The 19,093-nt window shown below is 38.3% G+C and carries 17 protein-coding genes; 2 read left to right on the plus strand and 15 right to left on the minus strand.

All coding sequences use genetic code 11. From position 1 onward, the window contains the following. Window positions 1-185 precede the first annotated feature (185 nt). From AC2YHV_RS04175 to AC2YHV_RS04195, 5 genes are all read right to left on the minus strand, one after another. Entirely contained in the window at window positions 186-2,315 is a 2,130-nt protein-coding gene (locus AC2YHV_RS04175) for an ATP-dependent Clp protease ATP-binding subunit (protein ID WP_487372657.1), read from the minus strand. A 969-nt stretch (window positions 2,316-3,284) separates the two neighbouring features. After that, window positions 3,285-3,728, minus strand: a complete 444-nt coding sequence (locus tag AC2YHV_RS04180) for a C40 family peptidase (protein ID WP_063576181.1) — start codon at window positions 3,726-3,728, stop codon at window positions 3,285-3,287. 222 nt (window positions 3,729-3,950) lie between these two features. Beyond that, the gene (locus AC2YHV_RS04185; RefSeq protein WP_098185970.1) at window positions 3,951-4,577 is read right to left on the minus strand and encodes a metal-dependent hydrolase; all 627 of its coding nucleotides are present in this window, start codon (window positions 4,575-4,577) and stop codon (window positions 3,951-3,953) included. A gap of 496 nt (window positions 4,578-5,073) precedes the next feature. Next, the gene (locus tag AC2YHV_RS04190) at window positions 5,074-5,979 is read right to left on the minus strand and encodes a hypothetical protein (protein WP_487372659.1); all 906 of its coding nucleotides are present in this window, start codon (window positions 5,977-5,979) and stop codon (window positions 5,074-5,076) included. Between the two features lie 238 nt (window positions 5,980-6,217). Further along, the gene (locus AC2YHV_RS04195; RefSeq protein ID WP_048680535.1) at window positions 6,218-7,111 is read right to left on the minus strand and encodes a selenium metabolism-associated LysR family transcriptional regulator; all 894 of its coding nucleotides are present in this window, start codon (window positions 7,109-7,111) and stop codon (window positions 6,218-6,220) included. A 134-nt stretch (window positions 7,112-7,245) separates the two neighbouring features. Between AC2YHV_RS04195 and AC2YHV_RS04200 the strand changes: the two genes are divergently transcribed. Next, window positions 7,246-8,271 (plus strand): YeiH family protein, encoded by a 1,026-nt coding sequence (locus AC2YHV_RS04200; RefSeq protein ID WP_487372677.1) that lies wholly within the window; start codon window positions 7,246-7,248, stop codon window positions 8,269-8,271. A gap of 24 nt (window positions 8,272-8,295) precedes the next feature. Here the strand turns inward: AC2YHV_RS04200 and speD are convergent, their stop codons facing one another. The 10 genes from speD to AC2YHV_RS04250 all read right to left on the minus strand — a co-directional run bounded on the left by speD (window position 8,296) and on the right by AC2YHV_RS04250 (window position 17,031). After that, complete coding sequence (gene speD / locus AC2YHV_RS04205; protein WP_054395755.1) at window positions 8,296-9,132, minus strand: adenosylmethionine decarboxylase; 837 nt, start codon at window positions 9,130-9,132, stop codon at window positions 8,296-8,298. A gap of 162 nt (window positions 9,133-9,294) precedes the next feature. Next, the gene (locus AC2YHV_RS04210; protein ID WP_034306858.1) at window positions 9,295-9,957 is read right to left on the minus strand and encodes an ABC transporter permease; all 663 of its coding nucleotides are present in this window, start codon (window positions 9,955-9,957) and stop codon (window positions 9,295-9,297) included. 17 nt (window positions 9,958-9,974) lie between these two features. Continuing rightward, entirely contained in the window at window positions 9,975-10,892 is a 918-nt protein-coding gene (locus tag AC2YHV_RS04215) for an osmoprotectant ABC transporter substrate-binding protein (RefSeq protein ID WP_057277589.1), read from the minus strand. Window positions 10,893-10,903: 11 nt separating this feature from the next. Continuing rightward, entirely contained in the window at window positions 10,904-11,557 is a 654-nt protein-coding gene (locus AC2YHV_RS04220; RefSeq protein ID WP_063576176.1) for an ABC transporter permease, read from the minus strand. A 12-nt stretch (window positions 11,558-11,569) separates the two neighbouring features. Next, the gene (locus AC2YHV_RS04225) at window positions 11,570-12,724 is read right to left on the minus strand and encodes a betaine/proline/choline family ABC transporter ATP-binding protein (RefSeq protein ID WP_053535096.1); all 1,155 of its coding nucleotides are present in this window, start codon (window positions 12,722-12,724) and stop codon (window positions 11,570-11,572) included. 208 nt (window positions 12,725-12,932) lie between these two features. Further along, window positions 12,933-14,108 (minus strand): acyl-CoA dehydrogenase family protein, encoded by a 1,176-nt coding sequence (locus AC2YHV_RS04230; RefSeq protein ID WP_487372663.1) that lies wholly within the window; start codon window positions 14,106-14,108, stop codon window positions 12,933-12,935. A gap of 677 nt (window positions 14,109-14,785) precedes the next feature. Next, entirely contained in the window at window positions 14,786-15,427 is a 642-nt protein-coding gene (locus tag AC2YHV_RS04235) for a hypothetical protein (protein ID WP_487372665.1), read from the minus strand. A gap of 36 nt (window positions 15,428-15,463) precedes the next feature. Further along, the gene (locus tag AC2YHV_RS04240; RefSeq protein WP_487372666.1) at window positions 15,464-15,925 is read right to left on the minus strand and encodes a flavodoxin; all 462 of its coding nucleotides are present in this window, start codon (window positions 15,923-15,925) and stop codon (window positions 15,464-15,466) included. Window positions 15,926-15,992: 67 nt separating this feature from the next. Beyond that, window positions 15,993-16,391: a hypothetical protein gene (locus tag AC2YHV_RS04245; RefSeq protein WP_063576171.1), complete on the minus strand. Its 399-nt coding sequence runs from the start codon at window positions 16,389-16,391 to the stop codon at window positions 15,993-15,995. A gap of 424 nt (window positions 16,392-16,815) precedes the next feature. Next, window positions 16,816-17,031, minus strand: coding sequence for a hypothetical protein (locus AC2YHV_RS04250; protein ID WP_034306869.1), 216 nt, complete (start codon window positions 17,029-17,031; stop codon window positions 16,816-16,818). Between the two features lie 301 nt (window positions 17,032-17,332). Between AC2YHV_RS04250 and AC2YHV_RS04255 the strand changes: the two genes are divergently transcribed. Continuing rightward, window positions 17,333-18,523 (plus strand): MFS transporter, encoded by a 1,191-nt coding sequence (locus AC2YHV_RS04255; protein ID WP_098185960.1) that lies wholly within the window; start codon window positions 17,333-17,335, stop codon window positions 18,521-18,523. Window positions 18,524-19,093 lie beyond the last annotated feature (570 nt).

The following is a 19,093-nucleotide window of genomic DNA, read 5'->3' on the forward strand; positions in this document are numbered from 1 at the left end:
GGCATTACCCATCAAAACATCCAATCTGCAAATTATGTCGAAAATTCAGAAATCTATATTTAATAATCGAAAGCAGCAGGTCATTTTGCTGGACCTTACTTATCGTTTAATGAAAAGTGAATCCAAAAAAAGAAAAAAATGCCTCCATAACAGTTTTACGGTCTTGGAGGCATTTCTAGTACTCTTTATGGTGTTTTAATAATTTTCACTGAGTTATCTTCAATAATTGCAGTGAAGTTCTTAACTTCAGGCTGCTCAAAGATAAAGTCGGTGATGCCATCTTCGAGCTGTTCTTGAAGAACACGGCGGAGCGGTCTCGCCCCGAAAGTTGGGTGATATCCGAGTTCAATTAGCCTTTGTTTCGCTTCATTGGTCACATCTAAAGATAAACCATTTGCAGCAAGTGTTTCGTCTAGCTCGTGAATCATGATATCAACAATTTGCAGAAGATCTTCTTTCTTCAATGCAGAGAATTCAATGATGCTATCGAACCGGTTCAAGAATTCGGGTTTGAAGAAGCTCCCTAAAGATTGCAGGATTGAAGCCTCTTCCACAGCTGAACTTGTTCCGAATCCCATTACTTTTTGTTTCTCACCGACTCCTGCATTACTCGTCATGATGATCACGGTATCTTTAAAAGTAACGGTCCGGCCTTGACTGTCGGTTAAGCGGCCATCTTCCATGATTTGCAGGAACATATGCATGACATCCGGATGTGCCTTTTCGATTTCATCCAATAAGATGATACTGTAAGGCTTGCGGCGAACTTTTTCAGTCAATTGTCCAGCTTCCTCATGTCCTACATATCCAGGAGGAGAACCAATTAATTTGGACACACTGTGTTTCTCCATGAATTCACTCATGTCAAGACGAATCATAGCGTCCTTGTCCCCGAATAATTCCTCAGCAAGAGTTTTCGCCAATTCGGTTTTACCGACTCCTGTCGGACCGACGAAAAGGAAAGAACCGGTAGGACGATTTTTGGATTTTAACCCGGCACGACTTCTTCGAACGGCCTTGGATACCTTTTTGACAGCCTCTTCCTGCCCGATTACTTTTTTCATCAGCTCCGCTTGGAGATGAATCATTCTTTCTTGCTCATCTTCTTGGAGCTTACCTACAGGAATGCCGGTTTTTTGTTCGATGATATTTTGAATGTCTTCAATGGTTACGGTTGGCTTAATTGCATCTTCCCCTGCTTGCAATGACTTTTCCAGTTTTTCTTCTTCATCACGAAGAACGGCAGCCTTTTCATATGCTTCTTCTTTTAAGGCCATTTCTTTTTCTTTATAAATTTGCGCCAGTCGTTCTTTCATGTTTTCTACCTGGCCGTCTTCGATGGTCAAGTTCAATTTGGAACCAGCTTCATCCATTAAGTCTATTGCCTTGTCAGGGAGGAATCGGTCTTGAATGTAGCGGTTCGAAAGTTCAACAGCCGCTTTTAGGGCTTCCTCACTATATGTTACACCATGATAAGATTCATAACTTTCTTTTAAACCGCGTAAGATGACCAATGCCTCAGCCGTTGTAGGTTCGTTAACCTGTACAGGCTGGAAACGTCTTTCAAGGGCACCGTCTTTTTCAATTTTCCTATATTCGGATAAAGTGGTTGCTCCGACAAGCTGAAGTTCGCCGCGTGCAAGTGCAGGTTTCAAGATATTTCCTGCATCCATTGATCCTTCGGCCGAACCTGCCCCCACAAGCTGATGAATTTCATCGATGAATAAAATGACATTTTTCCTTTCCTGTAATTCGCTGATCAATTGCTTCATTCTTTCTTCGAATTGCCCTCTAATTCCAGTATTGGAAACAAGGGATGCTACATCAAGCATAAATACTAGCTTATTACGTAATTTCACTGGCACCGAACCTTCAACAATCGCTAAAGCAAGACCTTCAGCAATGGCTGTTTTACCGACACCAGGTTCACCGATTAAAACTGGATTATTTTTATTGCGTCTGTTTAGAACTTCAATGACGCGTTTGATTTCTTCATTTCGTCCGATTACCGGATCAATAAGTCCTGCTTTAGCAGCATCGGTCAAATTGCGGCCATACTCCTCAAGCAATCCTCCGTCCTCGCCATTTTCAGCTGAATCCGGTTTTGGTACACCATTATAATTAAATGGATTGAATGAATTTGGAGATCCGTTAAATTGGAATTTCCCCATATCCATTCCGCCCATAGCTGCTCCAAGTTTGTTTCGTTCTTCTTTATAACAAGTGGAGCACAGTTTCACATCATGCTCCTGACCATTCATATTTAGGTGAACTTGAATATTAGCTTGGTTTACATGGCATTTTTCACAAAGCATGTAGTACTCCTCCTTTAAAAAATTAAATTGAAAGCAAATCTTTGACCTTCTTTGACTTTCTGACTTTATTATACATTGACCTTCTTTGACTTTCAATAATTTTGTCTGGGAATTTTTTTGAAAAAAAGGAATTCCTTCGATTTGGTTTGCTTAGCATATTAAACTATCCATTTCCAGTCAACTAAAAAGCTTTCATGAATGCTTCATACTACCGATTACCCAATTCAGGACTTACCATAACCTTAAACTATTAGCAAAATGCCAATTCTCTTGTCCATGTGCCTCATTCACTCTTATTTTTTGGCTGTTTTCGCATACTTTGTTGCTATTTACTAAGTAGTGCGGTGTGGTTGATTTCCCCTCCAGATGCTCGCTTTCCTTGGTGCGGGCGGTGAGCCTCCTCGGCGTAAACGCCTGTGGGGTCTCACCTGTCCCGCTGCTCCCGCAGGAGTCTCGCACTTCCGCTCCAATCACCCTTATATAGTTTCATTTTAAAAACAACAATCTTTACGAAATGAGCCTATTTTTTAAAACAAAAAAAGACTTTATTAAGTCTCTTTATGGTTAGTACAATTTTTAAACGTTGGATTTCCACTCCAGGTACTCGTTTTCCGCGGGCGGTCGGGGAGCCTCCTCGGCGTCTTCGCACCTGTGGGGCCTCCCCTTGACGCGCTTTTCCCTCAGGAGTCTCACACCTTCCGTTCCAATCATCTTTGTTTTAATTTTAAGATAGAATACTTTTTTTTGTTTTTAAGCAGTATTAATACTTGAGGTGATATCGATACTTTCTTAAAAGTCCCCTCGTTGTTCAACCCATGCCATGCTTTCCTTTCCGCAATAGCTGATTCAATTCCAATAAAAAACCAAAAAGGTTTCGGAATGAATCCTTCCGAAACCTTTTTGTCTACAAATTGAAAGAGACTTCATTAAGTCTCTTAGCTTTTTTATATTAAGATTGATTTTCTTCTATTATATACGTTTCGCACCGATATACTTTGGCTTCCAATAACTATTATTGGTTTTAGCGTATGACACTCCTTTTGATGATGACGAGTGTATGAATTCATTGTTTCCTATGTATATGGCCACATGTGTGGGTTTTTTCGCTTTATTTGGTGCAAAGAACATTAAGTCACCTTTTTGCAGGCTTTTAACTTTCTTTCCTTTTTTATATATGTCAGCAGCAGTTCTTGGTAAATTCTTACCAGCCTTTTGATATGAATACTTCACTAAACCCGAACAATCAAAACCTGATGAAGAAATGCCACCCATTTTATATTTTGTACCTAGTTCACTTTTAGCCACTTTAATCGCTTTTGTATGATATGAAGCAGCTTCCACTTGGTTTCCGGCAAAGGATGCGGTTACAAGCGTGATAGCCAATGACAATCCGACGACAATTTTCTTAAACAAATTATTTACCCCCTGATGTGATTTGCTAAACCTAATATACTAGAAAAGCTATATCACTCGCATCACAGGATCTTTACGAATATGTTACATTTAGTAGATTTAGGAAGAATGACCATATAAAACATAGAAATAAGTCGAATCAAGTGTCCATTCAATATATTGAAAAGCACCTTTAATAAAACTATCTTTTCTTCATAAAAAAACAGCGGTAAAAAACCACTGTCAAAATTCTTTTGAGAAAAATGGAAGAAATAATTTCACTCCACGTTTATTAAAAGGTAAACATTTCAAATCTGCAATTAAATGACTTATGTATCCTAATGAACAAGTGGCGAAAATTCCGTCAATCCCCATAAAGGCTTCGAATTGAAAGGCAATGATGCCAAAGAAAGCGATACCGGCAATCGAATGGGTATAACTTCTATGTGGTGTAAAGGATGCCAGGATAATATAGACTCCAAAAAGCCACAACCAGCTTTCCTGCAAAGATAAACCGCCTCCTAATACCGCTAATCCAGTCAAGGTCAGCATATGCCTTTGCCTAATGAAAGATGAAATAATGATGATTCCGATTCCTGCTCCTGCACCGATCCACTTTTCCGTTTCAGAGCCTTCCAAAAGACTATAAATGATCATTAAAATTCCAATCGTTTGTGCTATCGTTCGGATAAACTTATGTGAAAAGGTAATCCTATTACTTAACTTCCCATCAATATCCATATCGGGCATCAGCCCTGAAACTCCCCCGATGCCCACCAAGAATAAAGTGGTGGTTGGATCTGTTTGAAGTGTGTTTGCCGTCAAGAATCCAACTGTTGCCCCTATGGCCATGTGTGCTGTCCCGTTCACTGTCTCTCTCCTGCCTCTAAGAAGTAATCTGCTCAAGAAACGAATGTTTGTTCGAATCTCTGCATACCTAACTATACAACATTTTGGGGGGAATTTCTCTAGTTCTTATAAATAAAGCCAAAGAAATCAGAGATTAGAGCAAATATAATACCTTTTCGTACATTTAAAACACTTTTTCTAAATGTCTATAATTGCTTTGTTTAGGTAATTTTCATTACTCTAAATACGCAAAATATTTTTCAGTAAATTGAGGTTTTTCATGAAATTTTATCCAAAATATGAATATACTAATCTATAAGGGGAGTGATTCAGATAGCTTTTTTAAATGCCTTCAATAATTTTAAAAATGGGAAAAAGTCCAAGAAAATAAAGAACATGGATTTTCGGGAACAGCATGTAAATAAATCGTCAGAGCTCATTGGTAATAATGTAATTGTCCAAAATATAATTAACAATCACCTTTCCAAAAAAAATAACCACTTGTAGGGTGGTTTTTTTAATTATTGGGGGAAATGGTTTCATTCTTTTCCAGCTTCTCACTTGCTTCGTAAATATAGTTATATTGTAAATAGTAATCGTATATGACGTTTTGCAGGATTTTAAGCAGTGATTTATCGAATGTATCGAATTCAGTTTGATAACTATTTAAGACGGTGACGAATTTCCCGTCCATGTTTTCGAAATAATGGATAAGAAAGTTCTTGTAATATTCACTATCGCTATTGCTTTTATTCGTAATGCACGGATCGCCGGTTTGAATGGACTTTTCAAGCATCGCTTTGATGGATTTAGGTAGCTTTGCTTTTTTGAACTGGTTCAGGGTATAGATATCATAGGTAAAGGAAAGACCTAATTGATCGGAATAAAAATCCTCGGCACAGTCCAATGTATAGATTAAGGGTGTTTTAAAGTCTTTGCTGTTGGCAATTTCCTCTGATATCTCCAATTGAAATTCCTCGGATGTTAAATAGGCTGCAAATTTCATTTTTGAACTGCTCATGCTGAATACTTCATAAACGGCTGCATCTTGTTTTTCAATTTCAATTTCGATATTAAAGAATTTAAAGTGTTTTAAACGGTAAAAAGCAATCGGGGCTAATAGGAATAGCAATATCCAAACTAGGTAAAGGAATAATGTGTTAAAGATGATTTGATAAAATTCAGATGTTACGATAGGTTCGATGATTAACGATATCAATGTATGTTCAAATCCCTGAGAAACAGGGGGGGCAGGTACAATGGTTTCCTCTGGCTTTTTTAAAGTTTGGATACCTAAATGAGCCATCGCGACTAACGTGTAAACAAAAATTAAAATTGTCCCAATCACATAAAATTTTGGCATGAATCCTATAATCCTGTCGAAAACAGAAATCCGTTTATCTTTCTGCTCCTCTATAGCCAATGTGGTTGCTCCTTTTAAGATTATTAATATCAGGAAAAGTCTACAGGGGCTTAGAATTTCCTGGAGACTACCTATTTAATTTATATGTTTGCAATTATGTTAAAATACGTAAAATTCGTTTAAACATTGACATATTCCAAATTACTTTCGACGTTTTCATTAAAATTAATAATAATTCGTCGTTAAAAATGCCCAACCTCTTCATTGAAAATGAAAGGATGAGCAAATGTTCAGGGTTTTATTTAGGACGGCCCTTTATCGCAAATTCTTCGACCTTCCTTAGAAACAGCTCCATGGCTTTTGATGCTTCAAAGTCCAACTTTTTCACGATCGAAAAAGGTCTTATTAGGGGCTCATTTTTCAAATGGAAAGTTTTCAATTCATTGGACTTCAATTCTTTTTGTACTGTCAATCGGGATAACAAGGCAATGCCGAGTCCAGCCATCACCGCTTCTTTCACTCCTTGGATACTGGTGAAAATAAAGGTTTTTTTTATGTTTAACTCCAGACTGCTCAGAAGTTTATCGGAATATGTACGGGTCCCCGATCCTTGCTCCCTAAGTACCCATGTTTGGTTTTGGAGCATATTGCCTTCGATGAGATCCATCTGTGAAAGTGGATGATCCGGGGGAACGACCACAATCATCTCGTCATTCATGAAGGGCCTGACATCTATATCTTTATAATCCGTTTCCCCTTCAATCAAGCCTATATCAAGCTTATTCGAACGGATTCCTTGAATGACATCATTTGAATTAGAGATGATGATTTGTATATCCACCATCGGATATTGTGCCGCAAATTCTGCCAATACTTTTGGAAGGTAATATTCCCCTATCGTGAAGCTTGCACCTATTTTCATCGTTCCGCTAACCACGTTATTAAATTCATTTATTTCTCTTTTTGCTGTTTCATAATGATTAAGCATTTGCTTTGCATGTCTATACAAAATTTTTCCCGGCTCTGTTATTTGAACTTGTTTGGGGGAACGATAAATTAATTTCGTTCCTAACTCATTTTCCAGATTCCTTATGTGAAGACTGACTCCTGGCTGCGACAGGTTCAGGATATCCCCTGCTCTTGAAAAGTTTTTCTGTTCGATTACAGTTACGAATACTTTTAACGGATCCATTGTTACCTCCCTATTTCCCTATGCGTTTCATTTTATCATAAGTAGAAGTAATCATTGAAATAGCAAAAATATATTTCACTTATTTTTAATTTAGTTTTAAAGTTAAAAGCATCAACATAGATGGAGTGATCACACTGGAACAAATAAAAATTGAAACTAAAAAACTCGGATTTATAAAAGGAATAGCATTGACTTTGCTAATTGCCATTGCAGCAAAATACTTAGCAGAGCTTCCATTCCTTCATATAATGGGACAGTTAGTCATTGCAATTCTGATTGGTGTTGTTTGGAAGTCGCTAATCGGTGTCCCGGTTTACGCCGTTGCTGGGACAAATTATTCAAGTAAAGCCCTTTTGAGAGTGGGCATTATCTTATTGGGTATGCGCTTGAACCTAAAGGATATTATTAATGCCGGTCCGAAAACATTTGCAGTTGGTGCCATTAGTCTTGCATTTGGTATATTAGTAGTTTATGGATTGACCCGCCTATTTAAAGTTGAGAAAAAGCTTGGGATATTGACAGCTTGCGGAACGGGAATTTGCGGAGCTGCTGCCATACTGGCAATTTCCTCCCAAATAAAAGCAAAAGAAAAAGATACAGCAATCGCTGTAGCGACGGTTGCTGTATTAGGTACAACCTTCACCTTCGGATATACGCTCCTATATCCATTAATGGAGTTATCCGATCAAGGATATGGTATTTTTTCGGGTGCGATACTCCATGAAATCGCTCACGTCATCGCCGCTGCGGCACCAGGGGGAAATGAGGCTGTCGACTTGGCAGTGGTGGTCAAATTGACTAGGGTGGCCCTGCTCATTCCCGTTGCCATTTTAATTGGATTCATCATGAATTGGAAAGAACGATCAACGGTTACCGGAAAGAGATTTTCCTGGAAATCCATTCAGATACCGTGGTTCATTTTTGGATTTTTATTGATGAGTGCCATTTATTCTTCAGGTGCAGTTCCTGAACCTTTAGCCGAAAAGCTTGTTATGCTTTCCTATATCCTCATGGCAATGGCGATGGCGGGACTAGGATTGAATATTGATCTTGTAACTTTTAGGAAATATGGCGGTAAGCCTTTTATTGCTGGACTGGTCGGCTCTATATTATTGAGTTGCCTCGGCTATGTATTGGTTCAGGCTTTCCATCTAAATTAACTTTTCAATAAAAACAAGCATCCCTTAATCGGCATGCTTGTTTTTTTCTATTGGATGCGGAACATTGGCACCATAAAAAATTTCATCCATTTCCGTTTGAAGCCTTTCTATAATTTCCTGCCTTTCCTCTTTATTCAGCTTTTCCTCTGTATAACCGAATAAATAATTATTTATATCGAACCTTTTCAGCTTACATTTCGTATGGAATATATTTTCCTGGTATACATTTACATCGATCATGTCATATAAACCTTTTACTTCATCAGGAATATAGTTTTGAATGGAATTAATATCATGATCAATGAACAATTTCCGCCCATCTTTATCTCTCGTAAATCCTCTTACTCGATAATCGATCGTGATAATGTCGGTATCGAAGGAATGAATAAGATAATTAAGGGCTTTAAGGGGTGATATTTCTCCACATGTAGAGACATCGATATCGGCCCTGAATGTGCTAATGCCTTCATTTGGATGATATTCAGGGTATGTATGTACGGTAATATGGCTTTTATCCAGTTGCATGACCACATTATCAGGTAAAGGCCCTGGTGATTCCTCATAAGTCCCCATAGGCACTTCGACGACAGGCCCTTCTGAAACAAGAATGGTTACACTGGCGCCTTGAGGGACATAATCCTGTTTGGCCGTATTTAAAACATGCGCCCCTATTAAATCCGCAACATTGTGCAGGATCTTCGAAAGCCGCTCTGCATTATATTGTTCATCGATATAATCCAGGTAGGACTCCCTCTCTTCCCTGGTTTTTGTGTAACAAATATCATACATATTAAAGCTTAAAGATTTCGTAAGATTATTAAAGCCATGAAGTTCAATACGCTGCTCAGGTGTAAGTTTCATGAATGATTCCCCTTATACTTTTTTTAGGACTACCCTTATAGTTACCCTTTTCGTGAAATAAAAAACTAAATCTGCCAGTCTAAGCTTCTGACTTCTAATCGGTAAGCTAAGAAAAAGCCATTGCATTAACATGCAACGGCTTTTTTATTTTCCTGATTTGTTCTAGGCAGTATGAACTTTTTTCTTCTTTATCGGTGAAAGAATCCGTTCCAGCCATCCGAGTAAAAGATCCGAAAGAATGGCCATCAATGCCGTCGGAATTGCTCCTGCAAGTATGATTGCCGTTCCATTTGACGCATTCGTTCCCCTGACAATGATATCTCCCAGTCCGCCTGCCCCTACGAATGTACCGACAGCAGTTACCCCAATTGCAACGACAAGAGCTGTACGTAAGCCAGCCATGATGACAGATAGAGATAATGGCAGTTCGACCATTCTTAGTAACTGGAGCTTTGTCATTCCCATTGCCTTGCCAGATTCTAAATAAGCATGATCTATACTTGTAATCCCGACATACGTGTTTCTCAGGATTGGCAATAATGAATACAAAAACAACGATAAGATTACCGTATTTGTCCCCAGCCCCATCACTAGCATCAGGAGTGCAAGCATAGCCAATGCTGGTATGGTTTGTATGACATTCGTTATCGAAAATACCCAATTACTCAATTTCTTATGTTTCGCGATGAAAATGCCTATCGGGATGGCTACAATTGCTGCAAATAACACTCCATAAGCAGACATTAAAAAATGGCGATAAAATTCAGTAAGAACATACATCCAATTTTGGGAATAATAAGTTCCCAACTGTTGCAAGGTTTCCATTAGTTTGCACCTCCCAATTATTCAAAATATTTATGTGCTTTAAGGAATTCCGATGCTACGACCGATGGCTCCTTCAAGTTCCCATCCACTTCATAATTCAGTTCCTGCATGGTTTCAGTAGTGATCTCGCCAATTAACTTGTTAAGTTCCTCTTCAATTTCAGGATACCGTTCCAACAATTCTTCAGTAACGACCGGTGAACAGTCATATGGAGGGAAATATTGTTTATCATCTTCTAAGAGCTTCAAATCATTAACCTTAATCCGTCCATCCGAGGAATATGCAAGGACAATATCCATCTGACCATTTTTGACTGCATCGTATACCAAGCCAATCTGCATCGGATAAGTTTCGCCAAACTCCAATCCATATGTATCGACGAATCCTTTATAACCATCCCCTTTTCTTTTCAGCCAAGCACTATCCACACCTAACCTTAAATTATCTGCATCCTTTTCCAAATCCGATATACTCTGATACCCTTTTTCCTCAGCCAATTCATTTGAAATCGTAAAGGCATACGTGTTATCGAATCCATAAGAATCAAAAAATTTGAATCCATATTGTTCCTTGAATTCCCTTTGAACAATTTCCATCGCTTTTACTGGGTCCTTTTCGATTTCCTGTCCCAGGACACTCGTTAAATCAGTCCCTGTATATCGAGTTGCGGCTATATCTATATCACCGGTCTCCATCGCTTTTTGCTGAACGAAATTCGAACCTAGATTTTTGATGATTTTCGTATCAAGTTCCGTATTCCTTTCAAGGAGTTGAGCGATCATGTTCGCCAGGATTTCAGATTCGGTCATGCTTTGGGCACCGATCTTTACAGTAGTCTCAGAAGATGACCCTAGACCAGGCAAAGAACAGCCGGTGATCATTAATGCACAAACGATAAGAGCCATTAAAATTGTATTTCTTATTTTTTTATTCATGGTAATCCTCCTCAAGCAACTTCCTTCATGCCTTTCAAGCCTTTTGGTACGACTTTTCGCTCTATGATCGAGAATACATAATCAACCAGGATAGCCATGATGATTACCGGAACTGCACCAGCGATGATATATTCTGTTTGGTATAAATTCAAACCGATAAAAATGTAATCTCCCAAGCCCCCGCCTCCAATAAAGGAAGCTAAGGTGGCCCATCCAATTAAATAGACGGAAGCCGTACGGATACCAGCCATAATGACGGAAAGTGCAAGCGGGAATTCTACCAGACGAATCCTCTCCCAGCTTGACATCCCGATGCCCCGTCCGGATTCCAGCAGATTTTCATTTACTCCTTTAATGCCTGTGTATGTATTCCTGAGTATGGGTAAAACGGAATAGAAAAATAACGCAATGATTGCGGGTGTTTTCCCAACGCCAAGGAAAGGAATGAAAAAGGCGAGAACCGCTAAGCTTGGCAATGTCTGCATAATGTTCGCAATTCCGATTATAATCGATGCGCTCCTTTTCATTCGTGTCAACATTATCCCTAGTGGTACAGCGACTATTATTCCAAGGAAAACAGCGATCATGGAAATATATAAGTGCTCCCATGCTTTAAAAATCAATTCTTGCCAGTTCGTTTGTAAAAAATCGAGCATTGTTTCCATCTCTTACACCTCCTAAAACATTTCTACTACTTCTGCCACTTGATTTTCTTCCTCTCCCCAAATGCTGTCATATACGATGTCGACCAATGTAGCCCTAGTGACAATTCCGACCAAATGTTTATTTTGGTCAACTACAGGCACGTATTTGAAACCTCGTTTTAAAATCTTTTGAACGGAATCACGGATTAAAGTATCCTGTTTCACTGAATAGACTTCAGTATTGATGACTTCGCTGATAAATTTAGCTTTTTTTCGATATTCACTGATCGTTTCAACATCTACGAACCCTTTCAAAACATTTTGCTCATCGACCACAAGTAAAGAATCGACCCTTTTCTCGCGCATTATCGTAATAGCATCGGTAAGGGATTTTTCTTCTGTAATGGAAATTGGGTTTCGACTCATGATTTGTTCAACCAACTCAACATTAGGTCTAGTTTGAAGCAAACGATCTTTGCCGATGAATTCTTCAACAAACTCATTGGCTGGGTTTCTGAGGATTTCATCCGGTGTTCCCACTTGGACGATTTCACCAGCCTTTAAGATGACGATCCTGTCGGCTAGCTTAATGGCTTCATCCATATCATGCGTAACAAAAACGATTGTTTTATCAAGTGTGCGCTGCAGATTTTTAAACTCCTCCTGAAGGGCATCGCGGGTGATTGGATCTAGTGCGCCAAAAGGTTCATCCATTAAAATGAGTGGAGGATTGGAAGCAAGCGCTCTGAGAACGCCTATCCTTTGTTGCTGCCCGCCGCTCAATTCGTAGGGATACCTTTCCAGGTATTCAGGTCCCATATCGACAAGCTGAAGCAATTCCAGTGCGCGTTCCTTTTTCTTCTGTTCATTCCATTTAAGAAGTTTTGGAACGAGGGTGATATTTTCAAGAATGGTCATGTGAGGGAAAAGGCCGATTTGCTGGATAACGTACCCGATCTGTCTTCTAAGCTCGACTGGGTCTTTATCCATGATATTTTCACCATTAATAAGTATCTTGCCTTCAGATGGTTCGATAAGACGGTTAATCATTTTCATTGTCGTTGTCTTTCCACATCCACTCGGACCAATGAAGCAAATGAACTCCCCTTTTTTAATATCCAATGATATATTTTTTACAGCTTTCTTTCCTCCCTTATAGATTTTCGATACATTTTCGATTTTTAACATAAAAAGCACCTCCATCATTCGCATACAATTAAAAATTTTACAAAAATATTAATTTTCCATATGCACAGTCTCTTGTACCCATAAGGTAAACTGCTTAAACCATTTTTTATAAAAAACTAGTTCATTGTATTTATATTGATAAAATGGTAAAAAAAACTGCCCCATTTTAACTGAGGCAGTTTGATAGATTTATAGTATTAAAAATGAATTAAAATCCTATATTTTTAGCAATCAGGGTTTTTATAGTTTCATCTGTCCCTGTAAAGAATGTTGGCAAAGAAATGTCCCGATGACGCCGGGCAATTTTATCGTCACCCATACTTCCGTAACGATCATGCAGCTGCATGCACTTATCAGATATTCGCTTAGACATCTCCGTTACCCATTGTTTAGCCATCGATACTTCAGTTATGATATTCTCCCCAGTCATATGTTTACAGATCAACTCATCAATAAACGTTCTTCCCAGTTGAATATCTGTCGCAATTTCAGCGATGGTAAACTGTGCATTTTTAAATGCACTTCTTTTCTTATCAATAGCTTTTTGACTTTTTATAAAATTCATCGTCAAGTGAAGCATGTCTTTTGCTGCCATTATAGAACTGATCACACAGATTAGTCTTTCCTGCTGCATTTTTTGCATGATATATGAAAGGCCCTTCCCTTCCTCCCCAAGGAGGTTGCCAACTGGAACTGAAGCATCATCGAAAAATAGTTCGGCTGTACCTAGGCTTCCCTGTTCTGGTTTACTAAGCTTTCTACCCCGTGATAACCCTGGTGTATCTTTATCAATGAGCAGTAGACTGATTCCGTCCTTGGGAGGAACAGCATTTAGATCTGTTTTGCATGCTACTATCATGAAGTCAGCTTTAAAGCCATTTGTAACGAACGTTTTGGCTCCATTGAGAAGATAATAGCCATCTTTCTTGATGGCTGTGGTTTGAATATCAGCTAATTCCGATCCCATTTCCGGCTCTGTCCATGCAAAGGCAGAAATCATTTGCCCTGTAATGAACTTTGGTAAATATCTTTGTTTTTGATCTATTGTTCCGAATGAAGCAATATAAGGGGCTACAACATCAGAATGAATGGATATTCCCCCCAAGGCTGAACCCACCCTCTCCAATTCCTCTGCCAGTACAACAGAATATCCAAAATTTGCTCCTATTCCACCGAATTCCACTTCAATCCATGGACATAAAAATCCATTATCTCCTACCTTTTCCCAAAATGAGTAAGGTATTTCCCCCTCTTTTTCCCATTGATCATAAAAGGGGACAGCCTCCTTGGCGAGAAATTCACGAATTGATTGTTTAAATAATAGATGTTCTTCCGTTAGAAAGGAACGGTAATCATCCTTATTGATTGCCATCGTGCTAACCATGGGCTAACCTCCATTCTTTTATTACTGATAATTACTACGATGAACAAATAAAATATGTTAAACGCTTCGATGTAAACGATTACAATTCCAAACAATTAAAATGTTCCTCAATATTCATGTTCAACAAAAGTATGGAATTTCCTTTTAAAAATCAATTTTCCCCATTTTTAATGGTTTGATTATGACTTAACCGCTTTGATTGTGGTTTTGAACTTATATTCTGTCGAGGTTATTCTTGGAATACAAAATGTAATAAATAGACAATTCTACTTTTTACGCTCAAATCTCATTCTTTTTTTGCTTAATACAATGGTTGCTTTAACAGCCCTCGTTAAAGCAAATAAACCAGCTAATAGCATGTCAAATCCTACTCTAAAATTTTCATTTTCCACTATTTTGGGCCATGCCCAATAACCCTCCAAAACCTTTTTGGAAGGGTATTTCTCTGATTCAGTTAATTAGGCAAAAGCAAGGAACGCTTCTTTTCTCTTTAATAAACTATAATTAGTAATAATACAGATTGAAATTACAGTTTTTTTAACACGATTTTTGACTACTAAATCTTTCTTGGTTTATATTAATTCCTTCATAACATCTTTTTTGGTGTGAACAGCTTTTGCAAACTGCTAAGGAATCCGTTTTCAAATACTTTTTGGGTTCTTGTAAAAGATTCTTGATCATGTTGAGGTATTCCAATCCACCAGAAACATCCTTCTTGGTTGTATAAATGTTTCTTTTTTACCTTCCATAAGCGAGTATATCTCTATTCTTTCCGGTAATTGACCAAATGCCTTTTCACAAAATACCGAAATCATATTATTAAATAAAAGATTCATTTCTTCATCTGTATCAACTAAATACTTCTTTATGATGAATGAGTTGCCTGACCATTCTGCCACTTCAAAAGTTAAGGAAAGTTCGGTACCCAACTCATCCATATTCATGTTAAATTTTTCATATAAAAACAAAGGTGGATTTTCAATTCTTTCAGTAGTTAAACATTGGAGTAAATGAGCTGTAATATTAGCAAGAGTCTTATAATAATGAATCTTCGACTCGAACTGACGTACTTCAATGGCACTCCAATGATCATCTATGAACTCCAAAACCTTCTTAGTCGTCTGACTTTTTGGAGGAAGTTTATAATATCGACTTACAACTTGATTAACCACAACTTGAACCATCTTCCTCCAATCCGATTGAGTGGTGATTTTTCCTTCTATATGTAAATAGTAAAATTGATAAGGACATCTTATAAAATCCTGTAAATGATAATCAGTTAAAGTAGCAATGGAAATCCGATGTTCCCTACCGATCATTCCCTTCTCCTCTCTCTCCTCATAAAATTTCAAATTCTATATTGAAGTGACAAAACTATTCTTTATAAATTCCCTTCCGAAATTTTGGCAGTTCTTAATATCCTCATCCTCTGGGGTTAATTCTACTTTTAACCCTTCCAGGACGATAACAGCACCCTGTTCTCTTAATTTTTCTGTTAAAATATCTACGGCTGCACCATATTGTGGGTAAGATGAATCGCAGGAACCAAACGCCGCAGCTTTCTTTCCAGTTAGATCGATATGATCCATATCCTCATAAAAGTCTAAAAAATCATCGGGTAACTCTCCGTCTCCCCACGTATATGCTCCTAATATGATCCCATCGTAATCTTCAAGCATGGAAGCTTCAGGACCATCCATAATATCTATCTTTTCGATACTCACATCGCTGATTTCTGTGATTCCTTCTGCAATGGTATTCGCCATTTCTTCTGTATTTCCACTCACACTGGCAAAAATTATAATGATTTTAGACATGAGTTCCCCTTCCAACATCTCGAACGATTTATTGTTTTTATGTTATATGTACATGAAATTTGTTTTCTTAAAAAGCATGTACATCACCAGAGTTCATTTTATTCTTAATTTTTTGTACATTGCTCAGTTCATCGGAAAATGAAAGAAATGACTCCCTATCATGTGCATCTAGTGCTTCGTTTACTTTAAAACTCAAATGGTTAATTTTAAGGTTCAAATCTAAAATGGAGCAAATGCTGCCCTTGGAATACAGTTCCTCGATATCTTCCACGTGCATAAAAAACTGAAACTCGTTGTTGACAACTATTAAAGAATGCCATCCTAGGCAATCAATGTACTTCCGTTCATTTGTAATTGTCCAAACATCTCCTTGAAGAAACTCAATTATATGTTGGTGCCTTTGACCGGGGCAGCAGCAGCTTACTTCATGCTGAAATAGTTCTAAAATTATAAAATTTTTATCCATAGGTGCTCCTCCTTCACTCACATTCAGTTTTTTTGAATTCTTCTTCAACCTTGGCACTAGGGTCAGTCCGTTCGTTTTTGACAGAGGTACCGCCTATTCGAAATTCATTTTATAAACATGCAGAGAAACAATCGAAATTGATAATCATTTTCAATTAGTATTTTATGTGATAATGATTATCAATGTCAATCTGTTTTAGCTAAGTTTTCATATTTTTGTTTTGTTGCCTCGGAAAAATAGATGCCTAACTGCCGCTGCCAAGTACAAAAAAATACTCTGGAGAATAACTCATCCCAGAGTATTTTTTACGCTATACAACTATTTTATCGTCTTTATCCCTTACCCGGTTTAAAAGCAGGAAGCTGTCCTGCCGCTATATTCCTTCGCATTCTAAAAAGTGCCTTCTTTGTTCCTACACTACTTTTTACCCTTGTATTTTCCCATTAATGACAACACACTTCCCATTTGTTTGCTTCTTTATCATCCTTCCATCCTTGATGTATACAGTGTAAGTATTATTGACTTTAGCATCTAATCTTGCTAGGTCTCCCGTTATTGCTATGATATTTTTGACAGCTTCCCTCTTCAGATTTTCGATAACTTTCTTTTTCCATTGTTCCCGTTTTATTTCATCAACCATCAGGATCACATCCTTCTTGTTTGATTTATTTCTTCTCCCTGATATAGAGTATTACATTTTTATTATCTTGTTACCCTTATGCTTTTCCTTATTAATCCGTTTCGAATTCTTTTTTTGTTTTAATATCATAACAGGTTACGGTAAAATGAGTGAATGATTCAGGTACAAGCTTTTTTAGCAGGAAATAATCATGGGTACTATGCAAGCAAGAGTTTTCCTCATAAAAATGTTTTATGGTATGATAGTTAGATTGTTTTTCCACCCTGTGACAACTTTACATTCATCAAGGAAAGAGGTATTTATGCACACCACAGAATTAACCAAGCGGCATTGGCTGCTCATCTTAACACTTACTTTATTAACATTTGTTCTCGGGACAAGCGAATTTGTTATCGTCGGGATCTTAACCGATATTTCCTCGAGTCTCCATATTACAAATGCAAAAGCAGGCACACTCGTTTCTGCGTTTGCCATTACGTTTGCCATTGCCACACCGCTCGTGATGTCGGCAACCAGCCATTTTCCAAAACGGAAATGGATGTTGTTTTTGATAGGTTTGTTCATCATCCTGAATGCTTTGTGCGTGATTTCGACGACCTACGTCATGCTCCTTGCACTTCGGATGATGACTGCGATTGTAACAGGAGTTTTAATTTCTCTTGCCATGATCGTTGCCAGTGAAAACATGCCAATCGCAAAACGTGGACTTGCTATTTCATTCGTTTTCGGTGGTTTTACACTTGCAAACGTGATCGGAGTACCAATTGGAACTGTCATCGCTGAAAGGTACGACTGGAATGCAACCTTCCTGTTAACGACTTTACTCGGAGCTATTGCATTTTTGGCATCTTTCTTCATTTTGCCTACTATGCACAGTCCATTCCGCAGTTCAATGCGTGATCAATTTTCTTTGTTGACACACCCGCGAATCTTAATGGCTTTTTTCATTCCATCACTTGGATTTGGAGCGACGTATGCCGTTTATACGTATCTTGTTCCGATCCTGAAAGGAATGGAAGCACCAAGTGGTTCAATCAGTTGGATCTTGTTTGGCTACGGATTCATTTCCATTTTCAGCAACATACTCGCTGGTAAAATTGCCAGCTACAATGCCATCGGACGCCTCCGGTTTGTTTTTCTCGTGCAAGCAGTGGTCCTGATCAGTTTATATTGGACGACAGATAATTTTATCTTTGGCTTGGTTAACATTAGCTTGATGTCATTAATGGCCATCCTTTTAACAACATCTACCCAGCTATATTTGATAGACCTAGCAGGTATTTATCAACCTAAAGCTACAGGATTGGCCGCTTCACTGATGCCTGTGGCAAGCAATGTCGGTATCGCCTTTGGTTCCGCATTAGGCGGAATTGTTTACCATCAGGGAAATTTGATGAGTGTCACATGGGTAGGCGGGCTGATTGCTATCTTGGCAAGTCTTTTAACTTTCCTGAGTCATCGCTTAGACCAGAAACAAAAGCAGGCAGCATAAGATGTTAAAGGATTGAGGCGATTAGTATATAAACATCAATGATCAAGGCAGTTTTCACATACTTTGTTGCTATTTACCAGGTAGTGAGTTGTTGTTGATTCCCCTCCAGATACTCGCTTTCTTCGGGGCGGGCGGTGAGCCTCCTCGGCGTAAGCGCCTGTGGGGTCTCACCTGCCCGCTGCTCCCGCAGGAGTCTCGCACTTCCGCTCCAAAAAAGAGCCATAATCAAAAAGAAAACCGGTCATTTGAGTTCGGTTTCATTTTGATTATGGCTTTTTTGAATTCATCTACTTCTTTATAGTGAAATATTAAAATTGTAGTTCATCATATAGAAGATTTGTTTTATACAGAATAGATCTTTGGGTGAAATTTCTCCATTACTCAAAATTTATTAATCATGCTGTCAAACTTCTTTTGAATTGATAACTGAGGAATATGGCTTGGCATAATTTAAAAACCTCATGACTTATGGTGCGGTTCCACTACTGCAAGGCCTGGGTGTAGCCTTTGTTAGGAACGGAGAAAAGTTAAATATAAGTTGACCCTTCAAGAAACCTGCCTCTCTAGTTG

This window comes from Peribacillus sp. SRI_006, from assembly GCF_057586375.1.